The organism is Mycobacterium sp. (assembly GCF_035314665.1).
Lineage (GTDB): Bacteria > Actinomycetota > Actinomycetes > Mycobacteriales > Mycobacteriaceae > Mycobacterium.
The window spans coordinates 1-18894 of record NZ_DATFZD010000009.1 but is presented as its reverse complement, the minus strand read 5'-3'; the positions used below and the strand labels follow the sequence as shown (position 1 = coordinate 18894).

Annotated in this window: 21 protein-coding genes; 13 read left to right on the top strand and 8 right to left on the bottom strand. The window is 65.7% G+C overall.

The features are described 5' to 3' along the window. Nucleotides 1-4: 4 nt before the first annotated feature. Nucleotides 5-946, bottom strand: coding sequence for a LysR family transcriptional regulator (locus tag VKI00_RS00575; RefSeq protein WP_324434448.1), 942 nt, complete (start codon nucleotides 944-946; stop codon nucleotides 5-7). An 86-nt stretch (nucleotides 947-1032) separates the two neighbouring features. Between VKI00_RS00575 and VKI00_RS00570 the strand changes: the two genes are divergently transcribed. Further along, nucleotides 1033-1386 carry a YidH family protein gene (locus tag VKI00_RS00570; protein ID WP_324434528.1) on the top strand — a complete coding sequence of 118 codons (354 nt, stop codon included), beginning with the start codon at nucleotides 1033-1035 and terminating at the stop codon, nucleotides 1384-1386. A 97-nt stretch (nucleotides 1387-1483) separates the two neighbouring features. On the opposite strand, the gene VKI00_RS00565 is transcribed toward VKI00_RS00570, so the two are convergent. Then, nucleotides 1484-2107 (bottom strand): TIGR03085 family metal-binding protein, encoded by a 624-nt coding sequence (locus tag VKI00_RS00565; protein ID WP_324434446.1) that lies wholly within the window; start codon nucleotides 2105-2107, stop codon nucleotides 1484-1486. A 245-nt stretch (nucleotides 2108-2352) separates the two neighbouring features. Between VKI00_RS00565 and VKI00_RS00560 the strand changes: the two genes are divergently transcribed. From VKI00_RS00560 to VKI00_RS00525, 8 genes are read left to right on the top strand one after another with little or no spacing between them, the layout of a single operon-like run. After that, nucleotides 2353-3465 carry a polyprenyl synthetase family protein gene (locus tag VKI00_RS00560; RefSeq protein ID WP_414687086.1) on the top strand — a complete coding sequence of 371 codons (1113 nt, stop codon included), beginning with the start codon at nucleotides 2353-2355 and terminating at the stop codon, nucleotides 3463-3465. Beyond that, the gene (gene crtI, locus VKI00_RS00555; RefSeq protein ID WP_324434445.1) at nucleotides 3465-4988 is read left to right on the top strand and encodes a phytoene desaturase family protein; all 1524 of its coding nucleotides are present in this window, start codon (nucleotides 3465-3467) and stop codon (nucleotides 4986-4988) included. The genes VKI00_RS00560 and crtI overlap by 1 nt, the downstream gene beginning before the upstream one ends. Continuing rightward, nucleotides 4985-5947 (top strand): phytoene/squalene synthase family protein, encoded by a 963-nt coding sequence (locus tag VKI00_RS00550; RefSeq protein ID WP_324434444.1) that lies wholly within the window; start codon nucleotides 4985-4987, stop codon nucleotides 5945-5947. The genes crtI and VKI00_RS00550 overlap by 4 nt, the downstream gene beginning before the upstream one ends. Beyond that, the gene (locus VKI00_RS00545; RefSeq protein WP_324434443.1) at nucleotides 5944-6264 is read left to right on the top strand and encodes a lycopene cyclase domain-containing protein; all 321 of its coding nucleotides are present in this window, start codon (nucleotides 5944-5946) and stop codon (nucleotides 6262-6264) included. The genes VKI00_RS00550 and VKI00_RS00545 overlap by 4 nt, the downstream gene beginning before the upstream one ends. Next, nucleotides 6264-6575, top strand: coding sequence for a lycopene cyclase domain-containing protein (locus VKI00_RS00540; protein WP_324434441.1), 312 nt, complete (start codon nucleotides 6264-6266; stop codon nucleotides 6573-6575). The genes VKI00_RS00545 and VKI00_RS00540 overlap by 1 nt, the downstream gene beginning before the upstream one ends. Beyond that, nucleotides 6562-7287, top strand: a complete 726-nt coding sequence (locus VKI00_RS00535) for a class I SAM-dependent methyltransferase (protein WP_324434440.1) — start codon at nucleotides 6562-6564, stop codon at nucleotides 7285-7287. Before VKI00_RS00540 ends, VKI00_RS00535 begins: the two co-directional genes overlap by 14 nt. Then, a complete protein-coding gene (locus VKI00_RS00530; protein ID WP_324434438.1) occupies nucleotides 7284-8807 on the top strand; it encodes an FAD-dependent oxidoreductase in 1524 nt (507 codons plus the stop codon). Before VKI00_RS00535 ends, VKI00_RS00530 begins: the two co-directional genes overlap by 4 nt. Beyond that, nucleotides 8804-9799 carry a DUF5914 domain-containing protein gene (locus VKI00_RS00525; protein WP_324434436.1) on the top strand — a complete coding sequence of 332 codons (996 nt, stop codon included), beginning with the start codon at nucleotides 8804-8806 and terminating at the stop codon, nucleotides 9797-9799. The genes VKI00_RS00530 and VKI00_RS00525 overlap by 4 nt, the downstream gene beginning before the upstream one ends. On the opposite strand, the gene VKI00_RS00520 is transcribed toward VKI00_RS00525, so the two are convergent. After that, the gene (locus VKI00_RS00520; RefSeq protein ID WP_324434434.1) at nucleotides 9775-10656 is read right to left on the bottom strand and encodes a DUF2867 domain-containing protein; all 882 of its coding nucleotides are present in this window, start codon (nucleotides 10654-10656) and stop codon (nucleotides 9775-9777) included. The two genes, VKI00_RS00525 and VKI00_RS00520, sit on opposite strands and share 25 nt — an antisense overlap. 490 nt (nucleotides 10657-11146) lie before the next feature. Between VKI00_RS00520 and VKI00_RS00515 the strand changes: the two genes are divergently transcribed. Next, nucleotides 11147-11671, top strand: a complete 525-nt coding sequence (locus VKI00_RS00515) for a MarR family winged helix-turn-helix transcriptional regulator (protein ID WP_324434524.1) — start codon at nucleotides 11147-11149, stop codon at nucleotides 11669-11671. 1 nt (nucleotide 11672) lies between these two features. Here the strand turns inward: VKI00_RS00515 and fni are convergent, their stop codons facing one another. Further along, the gene (gene fni, locus VKI00_RS00510) at nucleotides 11673-12698 is read right to left on the bottom strand and encodes a type 2 isopentenyl-diphosphate Delta-isomerase (protein ID WP_324434522.1); all 1026 of its coding nucleotides are present in this window, start codon (nucleotides 12696-12698) and stop codon (nucleotides 11673-11675) included. Nucleotides 12699-12750: 52 nt separating this feature from the next. Further along, complete coding sequence (locus VKI00_RS00505) at nucleotides 12751-13260, bottom strand: MarR family winged helix-turn-helix transcriptional regulator (protein ID WP_324434432.1); 510 nt, start codon at nucleotides 13258-13260, stop codon at nucleotides 12751-12753. Nucleotides 13261-13396: 136 nt separating this feature from the next. On the opposite strand from VKI00_RS00505, the gene VKI00_RS00500 reads away from it, so the two are divergent. After that, nucleotides 13397-13879, top strand: a complete 483-nt coding sequence (locus tag VKI00_RS00500) for a TspO/MBR family protein (RefSeq protein WP_324434430.1) — start codon at nucleotides 13397-13399, stop codon at nucleotides 13877-13879. Nucleotides 13880-13895: 16 nt separating this feature from the next. Further along, a complete protein-coding gene (locus tag VKI00_RS00495; RefSeq protein ID WP_324434428.1) occupies nucleotides 13896-15236 on the top strand; it encodes a deoxyribodipyrimidine photo-lyase in 1341 nt (446 codons plus the stop codon). A 16-nt stretch (nucleotides 15237-15252) separates the two neighbouring features. Here VKI00_RS00495 and VKI00_RS00490 read toward each other — a convergent pair whose 3' ends face one another. Then, nucleotides 15253-15990, bottom strand: a complete 738-nt coding sequence (locus VKI00_RS00490) for an acetyltransferase (protein ID WP_324434426.1) — start codon at nucleotides 15988-15990, stop codon at nucleotides 15253-15255. A gap of 197 nt (nucleotides 15991-16187) precedes the next feature. Here VKI00_RS00490 and VKI00_RS00485 point away from each other — a divergent pair, with 197 nt between their 5' ends. Next, on the top strand, nucleotides 16188-17453 hold the full coding sequence (locus VKI00_RS00485; protein ID WP_324434424.1) for a PQQ-binding-like beta-propeller repeat protein: 1266 nt from the start codon (nucleotides 16188-16190) through the stop codon (nucleotides 17451-17453). Nucleotides 17454-17463: 10 nt separating this feature from the next. Here the strand turns inward: VKI00_RS00485 and VKI00_RS00480 are convergent, their stop codons facing one another. Next, on the bottom strand, nucleotides 17464-18177 hold the full coding sequence (locus VKI00_RS00480) for an esterase (protein WP_324434422.1): 714 nt from the start codon (nucleotides 18175-18177) through the stop codon (nucleotides 17464-17466). A gap of 167 nt (nucleotides 18178-18344) precedes the next feature. Then, nucleotides 18345-18581: a hypothetical protein gene (locus VKI00_RS00475; protein ID WP_324434420.1), complete on the bottom strand. Its 237-nt coding sequence runs from the start codon at nucleotides 18579-18581 to the stop codon at nucleotides 18345-18347. Nucleotides 18582-18894 lie beyond the last annotated feature (313 nt).

The following is an 18894-nucleotide window of genomic DNA, read 5'->3' as shown; positions in this document are numbered from 1 at the left end:
GGAGCTAGGCCGGCCTGGCGGTGCCGATGTGACTCAACAGGTCTCGGATCGCGCCAGCCGGCGGCGTTTTTCCACCCATCCAGATCGCCCGAAGGGCACGGCGCAGATTCAGATCCGGCACTTGCACGGCGCGGAGGCGTCCCACGGCCAGATCGTCGGCGACGGCCAGCCTGCTCATGACCGCAGGACCCGCACCGGCCAGAACCGCAGCGCGCACCGCTGCCGCGGAGGACAATTCCAGTGCCGGACTCGCTTGTGCGAAATCGTCGCCCAGGGCGCTGCGCAACGCGGCAGTCAGCGAATCGCGTGTTCCCGATCCCGGTTCCCGAGCGACCAGCGGGGTTCGGCTAAGTTCGGCGGCACTCACGCCTTTCGACCGGCGAGCCCACTTATGGTCGGCGGGCACGATCACCATGAGTTCGTCGTACGCAACGACCCGGCTGCGCAAACCCGAGAGCGCACCGGGACTTTCGATGAATCCGAGGTCTGCAGCGCCGTCGCGCACCGCCGATATCGCGTGCTCGCTATTGGTGGTGGTGAGAATGACCTCTGGAGCCTTGCGGCCACTCCGGGCCGCCGTCGCTTGCAGTGACACCAGCCACAGGGGCATCAGCTGTTCAGCGATGGTAAGGCTCGCAGCCACTTTCAACTTGCTGCGGCTCTCAGTGCGAAGCGAACCCAGCCCGGCATCAACTTCCTGGGCGACATCCAGCAACTTGTTTGCCCACTGCGCTACGACGACGCCGGCCGGGGTCAGCTGGGTACCCCGCACCGTGCGGACCGCTAGCCGCACGCCGGTCTGGGCCTCGATCGAGGTCAGCCGGGCAGATACCGCCTGCTGCGTCAGTCCAAGTTCCCGTCCTGCGGCGCCCAGGCTGGCCGTTTTGGCCACCGCCAGGAAGACTTCGAGCGCGGACAGTTCGGGCATGCGAGAACTCAGTGCCATGGTTTATCCAACCACAAGCCCGCTTTGTGGCTCCACAAGAACAAGCCGGCTACCGACATGGCGCTGCGAGGCGCAGCATCAGAAATATGATCCGCCAAGTCACCGACGAGCCCGACTACCGCTTTACCCTCGCCAACGAGCGGACCTTTCTCGCTTGGCAGCGCACAGCGCTCGGACTGCTGGCAGCAACGGTTGCCCTGCTGCAATTCGTTGCTGGATCAGCGGTCCAAGGGATGCAGTACATCTTGTCAACGGTGCTGGGAATACTGGCGATTGTGATCACTGGTGCTGGCCTGTTGCGGTGGCGCCAGGTTGATCGAGCGATCCGGTGCGGCGAGCGGTTACCACACAATTTCACACCAGCATTGCTGGCGAGCAGCCTCGCGGCGCTCGGCCTTGTCGCTTCAGTTTTGGCAGTCGTCAAGGCGGTGAACGGATGAACGACGACCGAAACCGCCAACGCCGCGTCGGCCCAGCTAAGGAGCCGAGCTCGGAGACAACCTCATCCGTGCTACAGACGATTGGCGCGATAGCTGATCACAGGCCGCGCTTTGACGCTCGGACGGCGGCGACGGCCTGCGGGTCGCCGTCGAATTCGACGCGCGCGGCATCGCGGCCCGCGACGAACAGCACCAACTCCTGCGGTTCGCCGGTCACTGTAACGGCATCTCCACGCCCGACCCGGGCAATCTGTCGGCCGTCGGTCGTGCGCAGGCTGACCTGGGCAGGCAGCTTCGCCAGTGTCATGCGGCTCAGCAGACCGAGCTGGCGGCGCAGCGCGGCGACGGTCGATGCGTCGAGCACTCTGGGCTGCCAGCCATCGACCGCGCGCCGCACGTCCTCGTGATGGATGAACATCTCGCCGAGGTTGGCCACCGCGTCGAGAAGCTTGAACGGCGAGTAGATCGGCGGCCCCGACGCGACCAGGTCGACAAGGTCGTCCCAGCTGTGTGACTGCCCCGTCTGGGTCTGCACCCTGGCGGTGTAGCCGGCGAGGAAGGGAATCGTGATGCCGGGCGTCGCGTCCAGTCGCCGTTCCCGCACCACGAGGTGGGCTGCCAGGTCCCGGGTGGTCCAGCCTTCGCACAGCGTCGGCGCGTCGGGCCCGACGCTGCGCAGGGTTTCGACGAGGGCACTTCGTTCGCGCTGGGCGGCAGTCATGAGCGCCGCTCCTCCTCATCACTTCGTTCTGTATCGTCGCCGGCGCGGGTCATGGCCACACCATAAGCCAGCGTGGCTTCGCTCTGGCGAGCGCGCCAGATGTTCAGTAAGTTAAACTTTAATCTTGTGAAGGGAATCTGGGTGCAGCCAGTCAGCGCGGGTTTGTCTTCGTTGTCAGGGGGTATGACCGCGTGAGTCTGAGCAGTTCGAGAGGGGCTCCGGTGGCAAAACCAGCCGCACTGTCGTTGGTGCCGTCCACGGACCCGACGACGCTGCGTCAGGAATCCTGGTCAGATCCCGGCCAATTCAATGCATGGCGAATCGGGCTGCGGCGCACTGTGCTGACCCACGTCGCGCAATTCGTCGCGAACCGATGCGCAGCCGAGTTGGATGAGGCCGGCATCGAGGCGGCCGGCGACATCCTGGTGAATTTCTTGACCGGCGGTAAGTGCCTGCGCTCCACCTTCATGTATCTCGGTTGGCTGTGCGGCGCGCCCGACAGTGACGAGGCACTGTACGCCTCCGCGAGCTTGGAGCTGCTGCACGCCTTCGCGTTGTTGCAAGACGATGTGATGGACGATTCACCGTCGCGGCGGGGGCGCCCTGCGGCGCATATGCAGTTCACCGACTGGCATCGACAGCGCGGGCTGTCCGGATCGCCCCGGCGCTTCGGCGACTCGGCCGCAATCCTGTTGGGTGACCTGTGCCTGATCTGGGCCGAGCAGATGCTCCGCGAGAGCGGCGTCGAACAACGCCGTTTGCAACAGGCGTTGCCGCGCTACGACGCCATGCGCACCGAGCTGGCGCTGGGCCAATTCGCCGATCTGGCGAGCGATGTCCGCGACCTGCCCTCGATGGCGGTTGTTCTGGAGGTGGCGCGGCGCAAGTCAGGTAATTACACCGTGCGCCGGCCGTTGGAGATCGGTGCGGCGATGAGCGGCTGCAGCGATCGCACGCTGTCGGGCCTGGGTCGCTACGGCACCGCCATCGGAGAAGCGTTCCAGCTCCGCGATGATTTGCTCGGTGTCTTCGGCTCCGAGGCGGCAACCGGTAAGCCCAGCGGCCGGGATCTCGTCGAGCGCAAGGCGACCAGCGTCGTGATCGCGGCACATCAACTGGCCGACGCGCCCACCCGCCGACAACTCACCGACCTGATGAACAACGGGGAACTCGACGACACCGCGATCGACCGTTGGCGCACGCTGATCGTCACGACCGGTGCCGTGCAGTGGATCGAAGGCTTGATCGGCGAGCGCGTCGCGTCCGCGCGCGACGAACTCGATCGGCTTCGGCTGGATGAATCGGTACGGGCCGCGCTGGCGGCCATGGCCGCCATATGCACGGAGCGGAGCGAATAATGTGGACCGTGCCGGGTCGAAGCGATCGGGTGATCGTGGTCGGTGCGGGTTTCGCGGGCCTGTCCGCAGCCCTGCATCTGGCCGGTCGCGGCCGCGAAGTCACGGTGCTCGAACGGGAAAGCTGGCCCGGCGGACGCGCGGGGCGCCTCGATGTCGACGGCTACCGGATCGACACCGGACCGACGGTGCTGACGATGCCCGACATCATCGACGACACGTTCGCTGCGGTCGGTGAAAGCAGTTCTGGGCGAATGGATTTGCTCGATGTTGATCCGGCCTACCGCGCGCAGTTCGCCGACGGCAGCAGCATCGACGTGCATAGCGACGCGGATCGAATGTCGGCCGCGATCGAGGGATTCGCCGGCGCCAAGCAGGCTGCGGGCTACCGGCAGCTGCGGGACTGGCTGACCCGGCTGTACCACACCGAATTCGACGGATTCATCGCCAGGAACTTCGATTCGCCACTGTCGATGCTGAATCCGCAGTTGGCGAAACTGGCGTCGCTCGGCGGATTCCGCAAATGGGATGCCATGGTCAAGCGCCACATCACCGACCCGCGGCTGCGACGAGTGTTCACCTTCCAGTCGCTGTATGCCGGTGTGGCACCGCGGCAGGCGCTGGCGGTCTACGCGGTGATCGCCTACATGGACACCATCTCGGGAGTGCTGTTCCCGCGCGGCGGCATGCGGGCGCTGCCGGATGCTTTGGCCGCCGCCGCGACAGACGCCGGAGTGCGATTCCACTACGGCGCCACGGTCACCGGCCTGGAATCCACGGGCGGCCGCGTTGTGGCGGTCCACACCGACCAGGATCAGCGCATCGCCTGCGACGCGGTTGTGCTGACCACTGAACTGCCGCAAACCTACAAACTGCTGGGCCGCGAACCCCGCCGCATGGGCGCCCTGCGACCGGCGCCGTCGGCGGTTGTCGCTCATATCGGCAGTCCCAGCCGACCGAATCACGCACTGGCACATCACAACATCGTGTTCGGCGCAGCGTGGGACGACACCTTCACCGACATCATCCGCGACGGCCGGCTGATGCGGGATCCGTCGTTGCTCGTCACCAGGCCGACCGCCAGCGACCCGGCCTTGGCCCCAGCCGGCCACGACCTGTTCTACATCCTGGCGCCGGCACCCAACCTCGCCCGTGGCGTCGTCGACTGGTCCCGGATCGGCGACGCCTACGCCGACCAGCTGCTCGACGTCGTCGCCGCGCGACTGGTCCCGGGCCTGCGCCACGACGCCAAGGTGCTGCACGTCGTCAACCCCGCCGACTGGGCGCGCCAGGGCATGATCGCCGGAACTCCGTTCGCGCTGGCTCACACGTTCGCCCAGACCGGGCCCTTCCGTCCGGCCAACACCGTGCGCGGCGTCGACAACGCGGTACTGGCGGGATCGTCGACCGTCCCCGGCGTCGGCGTGCCAACCGCGCTGATCTCCGGGCGGTTGGCCGCCGACCGCATCACCGGCATCGTCGAGCGGTCAACGCAAAGCGTGGTGACGAAAGCCGGCCTGACATGATCCGGGGCGAGCTGGACGCGGCCGGTATCGCGGATCCGGAACTGCGCAACGCGTATCGTCGCTGCCGCGAACTGAACGCCACCCACGGCCGCACCTTCTTCTTGGCCACCAGATTGCTTGCGCCCGAACAACGTCCGCCGGTGCATGCGCTGTACGGCTTCGCCCGCTACGCCGACGACATCCTCGACGACCTCAATCCATCCCTGGACACCGCGACCCGCGCGGCGCGACTCCAGCAGCTGTCCGACCAATTCTTCGCGCACACCGAGCATCCAGCCGAACCGGTGCTCGCGGCGGTCAGCCACACAGCGCATCGCTATGGCATCGGTGACGAACTGTTCGACGACTTTCTCGTGTCGATGCGGATGGATCTGACGATCACCGACTATCCCGACCGCGCGGCGCTGAACCTGTACATTAAGGGCTCGGCGGAAGCGATTGGCCTGCAATTGCTTCCGATCCTGGGCACGGTCGGCCCGACCGCGCAAGCCGCTCCCTACGCCGCAGCGCTGGGCAGGGCCTTCCAGCTCACCAATTTTCTGCGGGACGTCGACGAAGACCTGACCCGACGACGGGTTTACCTGCCCGCCGACGAGCTAGCCGCCTACAACGTCGATCGCGACCTACTGATGTGGTGCCACGACAACCGCCAAACCGATCGCCGGGTGCGCAACGCGCTGGCCGATCAGCACGACATCACCCGACAGGTCTACCGGTACGCCGAAGGCGGAATCGCGCTGTTGGCGCCCCGTTCACGCGCCTGCGTGGCCACGGCGCTGACGCTGTACTCGGAAATCCTCGACCGCATCGAAGACAGCGACTTCGCGGTGTTCAGCCAGCGCGCCACCGTGGGGACCGCGCGGCGACTCGGCGTCGCCGGCACCGGGCTGCTGCGATCATGGCGGGCGCGGCTGAGACACCCGGCCCCATCAGCCGATCGACGATCCGGTCTGGCGTGATGGATCACTGGCAGTACCTCATCGTCCTGGCCGCGTGCCTGGCAATTACCTTGCCGTTGGAGATCTTCGGCGACGGCGTCTATCGCCGAGCGCGGCGGGCCGTGCGCGCTATCTTGCCCGTCGCGGTGGTGTTCCTGCTCTGGGATGAAGTGGCGATCGGCGCGCATGTGTGGACGTACAACCGTGCCTACGTCACCGGCGCGAACATCCCGTTTCGGATGCCGATCGAGGAGGTCCTGTTCTTTGTTGTCATTCCGCTGTGTGCGCTGCTGACCTATAACGCGGTCAGCACGATCCTCGAACGGTTCCACCGCTGATGACGAGCCTCGGGTACACCGTGCCGGCCGTGCTGGCGGTGCTGGCGGTGTGCGTGCTCGAACTATTGGTGTTGCGCACCGGGCTTTTTCGACGCCCGGCGTACTGGTTGTCGATGCTGATCGTGGTCGGATTTCAAAGCCTGGCAGACGGCTGGCTGACGAAGCTCAGCGCCCCGATCGTCGTCTATGACGATCGGCAGATCACCGGTATCCGGTTTCCGTTCGACATCCCGGTCGAAGATTTCCTGTTCGGCTTCGCGTTGGTCACCGCGGTCCTGCTGCTGTGGGAACGGCAACGTGAGCATCAGTAACATCGGCCTGCCCCGCCGCGACGTGCCGTCCGCCTTCGACGCCGGCGCCCCCGCCTACGACCGGCTCGTTGGCTACAGCCCCGGATACCATGCCCACCTGCGGCTTTCGGCACGCCGCATGCGGTTGCCCGGCCGCGGGCAGGGCCTGCGGTTGCTCGACGCCGGTTGCGGCACCGGCGCGTCGACGGCCGCTCTGCTGAGAGTCGCCCCGCAGGCCGAGATCATCGCCGTCGACGCATCACGGGGCATGCTCGACGAGGCACAGGCCAAGCGATGGCCCCCGTCGGTCCGGTTCGTGCACTCCCCCATCGAGGCGCTCGCCGAAAACGGCGTCACCGGACCGTTCGACGGGATCCTGGCCGCCTATTTGATCCGCAACCTGGCGGATCCCGACACCCAATTGCGCGCCTTCCGCAATATGCTGCGGCCCGGCGCCACGCTGGCGGTCCACGAGTACTCGGTGCGCGACTCCCGGGCCGCTACGTGGGTTTGGCACGCGGTGTGTTGGGGCATCATCATCCCGTCCGGCTGGCGGGAAACCGGTGACGCGACCCTGTACCGGCATCTGTGGCGCAGCGTGCTGACATTCGATGGCGTGCGGCAATTCCGACATCGGTTGCGCGACGCGGGATTTGCCGCGGTGTACAGCGAAACCATGCCCGGGTGGGAGACCAACATCGCCCACACCTTCCTCGGAGATGCGCCGCGATGACCGATCGTCGCCGGCGGACACACCCGGCACCCCGAGGGTTGCCCAACGCCGAGGCGCTGTCGTCTCGGCCGCGAGCCGTTGTCGTCGGCGCCGGCATCGCAGGCCTGGCCGCGGCGACGGGACTGGCCGAACGTGGGATCGGCGTCGACATCGTCGAACGCGAGGAGTATCTCGGCGGTCGGGTCGGCGCGTGGACCGAGCAGTACCGCGGCATCGAGGTCGGGATGAACCGCGGCTTCCACGCCTTCTTCCGGCAGTACTACAACCTGCGCGACCTGCTGCGCCGCATCGACCCGCGGCTGTCCATGCTGACACCGGTCGACGATTACCCGCTGATCGACGGCGCCGGCCGGCGGGACAGCTTCCGTGGTCTGCCCCGCACACCGCCGTGGAATGCCCTGGCATTCGCGTTGCGCAGTCCCACTTTTCGCCTTTCCGACCTGGCCAGGATCGATGCACGTGCTGCGGCGCCGCTGGCCGCGGTGTCACTGCCCGACGTCTATCGCCGCCTCGATCACACGGACGCCGAAACCTTTTTGAAGAGCATTAACTTCCCCGAGGCGGCGCGCCATCTCGCTTTCGAGGTGTTCTCCCGCAGCTTCTTTGCCAGCCCGACGCAACTGTCTGCCGCGGAGCTGGCCACCATGTTCCACATCTACTTCCTTGGCTCCAGCGAGGGCCTGATTTTCGACGTGCCGAACGCCAATTACGACACCGCGCTGTGGCAACCGCTGCAGCGATACTTGGCGGAGCTCGGGGTGCGATTCCACCAAAGCACCACCGTGGCAAGCATCGATAGCGGCTACGCGCACAGGTTTCGCGTCCACACGGATACCAATGACAACCTGGACGCCGACGCCATCGTGCTGGCTACCGACGTGCCCGGGCTGCAACGGATTATCGCGGCGTCACCGGATCTCGGCGACGACCTGTGGCGGGCACGGGTAGCGCGGTTACGCACCGCGCCGCCGTTCGTGGTGCAACGGCTATGGCTCGACCGTCGTGTCGCCGCCGATCGGCCGGCGTTTCTGGGCACCGCCGGCCACGAACCGCTGGACAACGTCAGCGTTGTTGACCGTTACGAACGCGAAGCCGCCGGTTGGGCATCCCGACACGGCGGTTCCGTCGTCGAATTGCATTCGTATGCTGTGGAATCCGCGGAGCCGCGAGACACTATGGTCGGGCGCCTGCATGCGATCTACCCGGAAACCGCCGGCGCGCAAGTGGTTTACGAACGGACGCTGCGACGCCGCGACTGCCCGCTGTTCGCGCCCGGGACCCACGCGCATCGGCCCGGTGTGACCACACCGCTGCCCGGACTACTGCTGGCTGGCGACGGGATCCGCATCGATTTACCGGTGGCGCTGATGGAACGCGCGGCCACCACCGGCTGGTCGGCGGCCAACCAGATCTTGGCGCAATGGGGGCTTGCCGGCCATGCCCTGTGCACGGTTCCCACTCAGGGTCGCTCGGCCTTGTTGCGCTTTCTGGCCGGACGAGAAAGGCTTTCTCAGCGATGACCATCGGTGATTACATGCGGCGACGCTGGCCGAAGGATTGGCCGCTGCAGGCGATCCCGCCAGTGGCGTGGGCGGACCAGCGCCCGACCTATCGCGACGCCCAGCCGGCGATCATCAACGCCGCGCTGGACCGATCACAGCGCAGGCCCACCGGCAACTGGTACACGTTCGCCGCCAGCCGCGACGTACGGCCCGGCCGGCCCTTTGGTACTCGCGTCGCCGGTGTGGAATTGGTCGCCTGGCGCGATCAACACGGCCGGCTACGCGTCGGCCCGCGAAGTTGCCCGCATTTGGGTGCCGACCTCGCCACCGCGGTAGTGCACCGCGGCGCCCTGATTTGTCGATGGCACGGTCTCTGCCTCGACAGCGACGCAGCTGAATTCGGCTGGCGACCGGTGCCCAGCCATGACGACGGCGTACTGGCGTGGGTGCGTCTGGACAGCGTCGGCGGGGAACCGCCGCTCGATCAGCCGGTGATTGCGGCCAGGCCCGCCGGCGACACCATGCACGGCGTCGCTCGCCTGGTCGGTGCCTGCGAACCCGCCGACATCGTCGCCAATCGCTTAGATCCGTGGCACGGCTCGTGGTTTCACCCCTACTCGTTTACCCGGCTCGAGGTGCTGGCCATTCCGACAGAGGAGGCGGACCGATTCCTGGTCGCGGTGACGTTCCGCGTCGGCCGCATTGGCGTACCGACCGTCGCGGAGTTCACCAGCCCCGAAGCGCGTACCATCGTCATGCGCATCCTGGACGGCGAGGGAACCGGGAGTGTCGTCGAAACCCACGCCACGCCAATCGGTCTGGATTTCGACAATCGTCCGAGGACCGCGGTGATCGAAGCCGTCATCGCCCATTCCGACCGAACGGGATTCAAACGGGCCCGCCGTGCCGCCCCGCTCATCTCCCGACTGATGCGCTTTGCCGCGTCTCGGTTGTGGCGGGACGACCTCGCGTACGCCGAGCGTCGTTACCGGCTGCGCGCCGGCAGGTGATGTACCGCAGAGGTGATATCGCGGGCGATCGCTCTGAGCACCGCATTCCGAAACGGTCCCGACGCTGTCCAAAACGCTTCACCGGCAAGGCCATACGGCGCAAACAGCATACGCTGGCGATAACTGCAGCGGCCGCCGCCGTCGTCGTGCACAGACAGCTCGAGCCATAGCCGGCCGGGAAGCGGGACGTCTGCGCGTAGCCGCAGCAGGCGTGGCCGGTCGGTGTGTTCGACGCGCCACCGATGCTCGGCGCCGATCGACTCGATAACCTGCCAGAGCGTTTCGGCGTCGGCGTTGAGGCGGCGTTCGCACATCTGCTCGTGCAACGATCCGCCGGCCCAGGACGGGTCGGTCGGCAGCGGCCGCGACGCCGAGTTGTCATCGGTGGGCCGCGACCAGCGGGTCTGCAGCTCGCCTTCTCGCATCCGCGCCAAGGCCAGTTCGACGGCGTCCTCGTAGTGGGTCAGTCCGTCCTCGGGGTCCGGAATGTGTTCGGCGATATCGTGTTCGGTGCACACCACATCGTTTTCCAGGGAGTCCATCAGCGACGAAGCCAGGGGGCGTGGCAGCGGGGTGATCAGATTGACCCAGTGCGACGAGAGCCACGGCGTCAGCACCGGCACCGGAATCGCGATGCGGCGCCGCAGACCGGCGATCGCCGCGTATCTGCGGATCATGTCCGTGTAGGTGAAGGTGTCGGGGCCGCCGATATCGAAGGTCCGGTTCACGTCGGCCGGCAACTCCGCCGCGTTGCTCAGGTAGTACAGCACGTCGCGCACCGCGATCGGTTGAACCCGAGTTCGCAGCCACCGCGGCGTGATCATCACCGGCAGCCGTTCGGTCAGATACCGCAGCATCTCAAAGCTGGCAGACCTCCGACCACTTGGCGTCGCGGGACGGGCCGGGTGACAGGTCCAAACTTCGCTCAAGGCGGCACGGCCCGAACGGAAAGAGCCACGGCCAGAACGTGAAAGACACGATGAGCCGGTCTACTCGAGAATCCGACACGTTGTTTGCAAATATCGCACGGCGGGCTGTTGCGGGCGATCCAGGGTAGAAATTATGCATTTGCGGTTAGAAATTGATTTTTGTGCTTATCTGCGCCAAGCGACCGATGTCACCAGATGTGGAGTTGAGTCAAACTAACCGTCGCGATCCTGCTGCGTCACTACCGATTCGCGGCGATTGGGCGCCGTTATGACAAACTTTCCGGGGTTAATGGCGTATTCCCGCTGATCCAGCGGGTTTCCTATACGCTTGTCGAACAATCGCCATGAAGGATGCGGTTTGGGGACTAAGCGGGGTACTACGAGTTCAGCGCCGAACCGGGCAGACCTGGAGAAGCTGATGTCCGCCGATATGCGCGCGGTCACGGCCCAGTCTGATCGGTTGGGTCGCTATTTCGCGCGCCAGAATGACGTGAGCGGCAATGACTTCCACGCTCTGCTGCACGTCATGGTTGCCGAAACCGCCGGAACACCATTGACCATGGCTCAATTGCGTCAGCGGATGGACGTCTCACCGGCCGCGATCACCTATCTCGTCGATCGAATGATCGACGCCGGGCATGTCCGGCGCGAAGCGGATCCCGGAGATCGCCGCAAAGCCCTTCTCCGGTATGAAAACAGCGGCATGGAACTGGCACACGAGTTTTTCACGCCGCTCGGCATTCATCTCCGAGCCGCGCTTGCCGAGTTGCCCGACAAGGATCTCATGGCGGCTCATCGGGTATTCAGTGCGATGATCGCCGCCATGTCGACCTTCGAGGGCGAACTCGTTGCGCAGCAACCCAAGCCGCCAAGTGGGCGAGCCACCGCACGGGGCGATCACTTTCGAGACGGCGAAATCGCGAAGCAGACTGAGCCCGCCTGAGTTATAAAATCGGAGTCACGCCGATGTCGCGCAGGGCCCGTAGATTCGCCGCGCCCGCACCGTGCAAGCAGATTCGTAGCTCATCGATGAATCGCTGCAACCAATCGACCACGGCGTCAGTAGATTCGATCGCGGCTGCGAGCAGCGGGCGTGCGACCGCAACCACGTCGGCGCCCAATGCCAAGGCTTTCGCCGCGTCCATACCAGTACGGATCCCACCCGAGGCGACCAGCGGGATAGTGGGCAGCGTCTCCCGCACCTCCACGATCGCCCGCGCCGTCGGTATCCCCCAATCGGCCAGGTCGGGGTATCGCAACTCGCCGTAGCGGACGAGTTGCTCCACGCGCGACCACGAGGTGCCGCCGGCTCCTGCGACATCGATGGCCGCAACCGGCGACTCGCCCGATGCCCCCGTCAACTCCGCGACCGCCGAGGCGCCGATTCCGTGGCCAACCTCTTTGAGAAGCACCGGATATTCCAGCGCTCCGGCGACTTCACGCAGCCGGTCCATCGACCCGGAAAAGTCGCTGTCACCGTTGCTCTGGACCGCCTCTTGCAGCGGATTGGTATGCACCGCAAGCACATCTGCTTCTACCCGCTTCAGGGCATTCGAAAGATCTTTAACAGCAGCCGTAGTCAGCTGCGAGAGGCCAATATTGCCGAATAACAACACATCCGGCGCCACGTCGCGGACGGTAAAGCTGGCCGCCGCCTGCTCCCCCAACGCGCTGTCCAACATGATCCGCTGCGAGCCGAGCATCATCCCGACACCGAGTCGCTGGGCGGCGGCAGCCAGGTTCTTGTTGATCGTCCCGGACAGCTCGGCGCCGCCCGTCATTGCGCCGATCAATACCGGGGCCCGCAAAGAGGCACCGAGGAACTGCGTGGACAAGTCGATACGCGGGAGGCTGGTCTGGGTCAGCGCGTTGTATGGCAGGCGGTAGCGTTCCAACCCGGTCGTGACTCCGGAGTACGCCACACGGTCGTCAAGGCACACATCGATGTGACGTCTCTTGCGGGTCGTCATCCCACCCGGGTCGGCTGTCACCGCGCTTGCCCTCTCTCCGCTTGGCATGTACTCACGTTGGCTGCCGGGGTGTTTCGAGTGATGCCAGTTCACCTTGATATTGGCGCATGGCCTCGATCAACGAGGTGAATACCCGATGAGCCGCGGCCAGGTCAGCATCGGACAAGTCCGCCATCGCGGTGCGGGTATGGAGTCCCAACGGGGCGAAGAAGGCTCGAGCGGTATCGAGGCCGGATTCCGAGTAGCGCAGGATCACCTTGCGTCGGTCGCCCGGGTCGGATTGGCGGGTGACGTGACCGGATGCCATCATCCGGTCCACCAGATATGTGATCGCAGCGCCGGAAAGCCCCATCCGCTGGCGTAGCTCGCCGGACGTGATCGGTCGCCCGGTCGTTTCGGCGACCATGACGTGCAGCAGGGCGCGAAAGTCGGTCGGTCGGACGTCGTGGGCGACGGCAAAAACTCGGCCGATCTGCTCAGATTCGGCCGTCAATACCCGCAGGTCGGCCGAGATCTGCGATTCCAGCGCGGCTCGGTCGTCGGCTGTGTGATCAGAGCCCATGACACCCTGCAGTTTATCCGCTTCGGGCCATTACTTCAGTTGATTAATACTTCAATCATTGAAACAATTGGGCGTAACCCGTGGTAGTGCGGCCCGCTGCCATCACATCCAGCAGCTGCAGTCGGACGGAGACAACGTGAACAAGGTGACACTGGCTGCCACGACGCTTGCTGTCGCGGCAGCGGCCGGCGTCGGAAGTCTGGCCAGCAGGGCCAGCGCAAGTTCGTGGTATTCGCGGCTGAGTAAGCCCTCGTACGTGCCGCCGAACGCGGTGTTCCCGGTCGCGTGGACATCGCTCTACGCGGACATAGCGACCACCTCCGCGGCGGCCATCGACCGGCTGCGCGCAGCGGGACGCCACGAAGAGGCCCGCAACTACGTCGTCGCGCTGGGCCTCAACCTCACCCTGAACGCCGGATGGAGTTGGCTGTTCTTCAAGTACCACAAACTCGGCCTATCGACGGTCGGCGCGGCAGTGCTGGCGGCCAGCAGCGCCGACCTGACCCGGCGGACCGCCCGCGCAGATCCGCGTGCCGGGGCCGCGCTGCTGCCGTATCCGCTTTGGACCTTCTTTGCCACCATGATGTCCAGCCACATCTGGGTACTCAACCGATCATGAGTCAGGCTGCCCGGTAATGCCGGCGCTGTTGTGGTTCCGCCGCGACCTAAGGCTGCGTGACCTCCCTCCGCTGCTCAGCGCCGTCGCCAATACCGACGACGTACTCGCCTGCTTTGTGCTCGATCCGCGGCTTGAGGCGTCGTCGGGCGCGCGCAGGATGCAATTTTTGTGCGACTCGCTGCGCCAGCTGCGCGACGACCTGGGCGGCCGCCTACTGGTGACACGTGGGCGGCCCGAGGAGCGAATTCCCCTCATCGCCAAGGAGATCGACGCGCGGTCGGTGCATGTCTCGGAGGACTTCGCGCCGTTCGGCCGGCACCGCGACGACCGGGTGCGAGACGCGCTGGGCGACGTGCCGCTGGTCGCAACCGGCTCGCCGTATCTGGTGTCGCCGGGACGCGTCACCAAGGACAACGGCGACCCGTACCAGGTGTTCACGCCGTTCTTCGGCCGATGGCGCGAATTGGGTTGGCGGAAACCTGCGCGAACCGGCCCCAAATCGGCGCGCTGGGTCGATCCCGCGAAGTTGGGGAAACGCGCGAAACCCGTTGAGATACCCGATCCGGGCGTCGAGCTCGAGCTACGCGCAGGCGAAGCGGCCGCGCGGCGGCAATGGAAAGCGTTCATCGACGACGGCTTGGACCAGTACTCCGACGACCGCAATAGGCCCGACCGAGACTCCACCAGCCGAATGTCGGCGCACCTGAAGTTCGGCACCATCCACCCGCGGACGATGGCGGCCGACTTGGACCAACGTCGCGCGGGCGCACGAGCTTATTTGCGGCAGTTAGCATTTCGCGACTTCTATGCCGCGGTTCTGCATCACTGGCCGGATAGCAGCTGGTGGAACTGGAACCGCGACTTCAACGCCATCCAGACCGACACCGGGGCAGACGCCAAGCGGCGCTTCAAGGCTTGGAAAGCCGGCGAAACCGGGTTCCCGATCGTCGACGCCGGTATGCGTCAACTAGGCGAGACCGGTTTCATGCACAACCGGGTGCGGATGATCGTCGCGTCGTTTCTGGTCAAAGACCTGCACCTGCCGTGGCAGTGGGGCGCCGGCTGGTTCCTCGACCAGTTGGTCGACGGCGACATGGCCAACAACCAGCACGGCTGGCAGTGGTGTGCGGGATGCGGCACCGACGCGGCACCGTACTTCCGGGTGTTCAACCCGACTACCCAGGCCGAGAAGTTCGATCCCTCAGGCGATTACATCCGTCGTTGGGTACCCGAGCTTGCCGATGTCGACGACGTCCGTCTGACCAAGGGCGACCGGCCGCCCGGGTATCCCGAGCCGATCGTCGATCACGGCGCGGAACGCAGCGAGGCGCTGCGCCGCTACCAAGGGATCAGTTGAGAAGCCCTGAAAAGCTCTAGTGGGCAGCCTTTTTGCGTTCGATATCGGCCAACGCTGCTGCCAGCTCGGCGCGTTGGGCAGCCGACGTCTGCCAGGCGAGCTGGCGGTTTTTGACCACCTTGGCGGGTGCGCCGACCGCGATCGAGTAGTCCGGGATATCGCCGCGGACCACCGCGTGCGATCCGAGCACGCAGCCGCGGCCGATCGTGGTGCCGCGCAGCAACGTGACTTTCACCCCGACCCAGGTATCCGGCCCGATCCGCACCGGGGACTTGACGATGCCCTGATCCTTGATCGGCAGGTTGATGTCGTCCATCCGGTGGTCGAAGTCGCAGACGTAGCACCAGTCGGCCATCAGCACCGAATCGCCGAGCTCGATGTCGAGGTAGCAGTTGATGACGTTGTCGCGGCCCAGCACAACCTTGTCGCCGAATCGCAGCGAGCCCTCGTGTGCGCGGATGGTGTTTTTGTCGCCGATATGCACCCAGCGCCCGATCTCCAACTGCGCCAATTCCGGTGTCGAGTGGATCTCGACACCCTTGCCGATGAAGACCATGCCGCGGGTGATGATGTGCGGGTTGGCCAACTTGAACTTCAGCAACCGCCAGTAGCGGACCAGATACCACGGGGTGTAGGCGCGGTTGGCCAGCACCCATTTCAGCGATGCCAGTGTGAGGAACTTGGCCTGTCGCGGGTCACGAAGCATCGATCCCCGCCAGCGGCGATGCAGAGGCGCCCCCCACATTGTCGTCATGGCCGGAAAGAATAGCCCGGGCACGGAACGACAAGCTGAGGAGGCGGGCAATAAGCGGTACGCGGAGCGTCGCAGGTTACCCTCGGCCTGTACTCGATCGCAGCTGATGCCGCGCATTCCGGGAAGGATTTGGAACCCACACCGTGTTGGCACTCCCCCGACATGCACTGCGGCGGTGGTCATGCACGGTCTCGGCGGTGATTCTGGCCACCACCCTGTCCGGCTGCGGCAACACCGACTCCTGGGTCGACACCGCTCCCGCCGAGGGCTGGCCCGCGCAATACGCCGACGCGTCCAACAGCAGCTTTACGGCTATCTCCGGGGCTACCGGCCTGACCCTGCGCTGGACCCGATCGGTCAAGGGTTCGCTGGCCGCGGCACCGGCGCTGAGCTCGCGCAGCTGGATGGCGCTGAACGCGCAGACACCGGGCGGCTGCTCGCTGATGGAGTGGCAGAACGACGACAACGGCAGACAGCGCTGGTGCACCCGGCTATTCCAGGGCGGCGGCATCTCCGGACCGCTGTTCGACGGCTTCGACAACATCTACGTCGGCCAACCGGGGGCGATACTGTCCTTTCCCCCCACCCAGTGGATCCGTTGGCGCCGACCGGTGATCGGAATGCCCTCCACCCCAAGGTTTCTCGGGCACAGCCATTTGCTCGTGGTCACGCACCTGGGACAGGTGCAGGTTTTCGACGCACACCGCGGCATCACGGTCGGCAATTCCATGGACCTGGTGGACAACATCGATCCGGGCGACTTCACCCGTGGGCTCTCCGATTGCGGACCCGCCCAAGCCGGCTGTCCGGTCGCCGCGGCGCCGGCGTTTGCGGCGCCCAGCGGGACGGTGGTGGTCGGCTTGTGGCAGCCGGGTGCCCCCGCCTCGGTGCTGACCGCGTTGAAGTATCACCCGGGTCAAAACCCGCTGCTCACCCACGAATGGACCAGCGACGCCGTCGGCGCCGGTGTGCTGGCCAGCCCGGTGCTGTCGGATGACGGTTCCACGGTCTACATCAATGGCCGCGACGAGCGGTTGTGGGCGCTGCGCACCGCCGATGGCAAGCCGAAATGGTCGGTGCCGCTGAAGTTCCTCGCGCAGACGCCGCCGTCGGTGACGCCGAGTGGGTTGATCGTGTCGGGCGGCGGCCCGGATACCCGGCTGGTCGCCTTCAAGGATGCTGGCGACCATGCCCAGGAGGTGTGGCGCCGCAACGACGTCAGCCCGTTATCGACGTCGAGCCTGGCCGGTCAGGGGGTCGGCTACGTCGTGGTCACCGGCGGCCCGGGTAGGGGAGCACGGGGTATGTCGCTGATGGTGTTCGATCCGGGCAGCGGCCGCACGCTCAACAACTATCCGCTGCCCGAGGCAACCGGGTACCCGGTCGGGGTCTCGATCGGCCACGACCGACGGGTGGTGACCGCCACCAGCGACGGTCAGGTGTATAGCTTCGGGCCGAACTGACTGGTTCGGTCTAGCCCTTGATGGCCAGCGGCGGGATGGCGTTGCGCGGCACGTGGACCTGGCTGGCGCCGGCGATCGTTGGCGGCAGCAGCTCGCCCGGCGCGAAGAAGAAAATCACCTCGTCGTCGGTGATGGCGAAGTTCTGGTAGTGCGACGAATCGAGGCCGGACCCGGGCAGGATCGCGGCGCCGAAGCCGGTCTGGCGCCCCACCTCGCGCTGCACGATCGGAAAGATGGAGTCCAGCGGTTTGCTGTTGGGTGCGAAGAGCGTGTCGAAGGTGATCGCCTTCTGCGCGCCGAGGTCGTAGTTGAAACTCTTGTAGGAAGTAGACGGGCGCGGGCCACCGAGATCCTCGAAGACCTTGACCACCACGCTCTGGGTGCCGCCCGGCGGCTGGCCGGAATGGTACTGCTCGGAGGTCACCTCCATTTGGTATGGCACCTCGCGCGTTCCCGATATCTGCGACGACGTCTGCGCGACGCTGACGAATCCGTCCCGGTTCTGGCTGATGTAGTCGGTCAGGGACTGCTCGTCGACATAGTCGAGCGGGAACTTCATGTCCAGTGTGTAGGTGGAGGTGGCGGCATGCACATGGCAGGTTTGCTCACTCTCGACGACGCCACCAAGGGTGTTGCAAGCCGAGTCCGCGGCCGCGACCGGCGCGGAGGACCAGCCCAGCAGGGCTCCGGCCGCGGTCAGCACGGCCGTCATCAGGTAGCGCATCGGTCGTACTTGTCCTCGCAGACTGGGAACGGCTGAAATGCCGTCTCGACAGAATACCCGGCCGCTATCACGAGGGGCCGCAAACGTTCGCCAGTCGCCGCCAGACGCCGGTTGTCCGCGGCGCCTAAGCCCCGAGCACCGCGGACAACGGCGGACGAACAACGCCCCTAGAACAGCGACAGCAGATCGCTCAGGAAGCCGCCGCTGGTCGAGGCCGCAGTGCCGGACTCGGTACCCAACGCGGTGATGATGTCGTACAGGTGATCAGCGTCGGCAGCGGTGGCGTTGCCGTCAGTCAACAGGACCGCGGCGAGGTCATAGTTACCGGACGCCAAATTGGCGCCGGAGACTGCGCTGCTAGCCGTGCTGACAAGGGCCGCACCCGAGCCGACCTGGGTAATCACCGCGCGAACAGCGTGCTCAGAACAGCGACAGCGGCTCGGCCAGGACTCCTGGCGGCATCGCCGTTCTCAAAAGCGCCACTCTGACGGAATTTCGTTTGGCGCGCCCAGGCGCACGGGTCGGCTCACAAGCACGGTCCCTGGGGCCACGGCGGCCGAAAACAGTGGCCCTAGATGGTATGAGGGGCTGGGGCCTCGCTCACATGTGAACGTGGGTTGCCGTCAGGAAGTTGGTCCTGGCCGGTAGAGCCACAAGATGTGGGAGGCCCCAGTGAGAAATTATCGTACGAGTGTCGGGTTGGATGTGCACGCACGA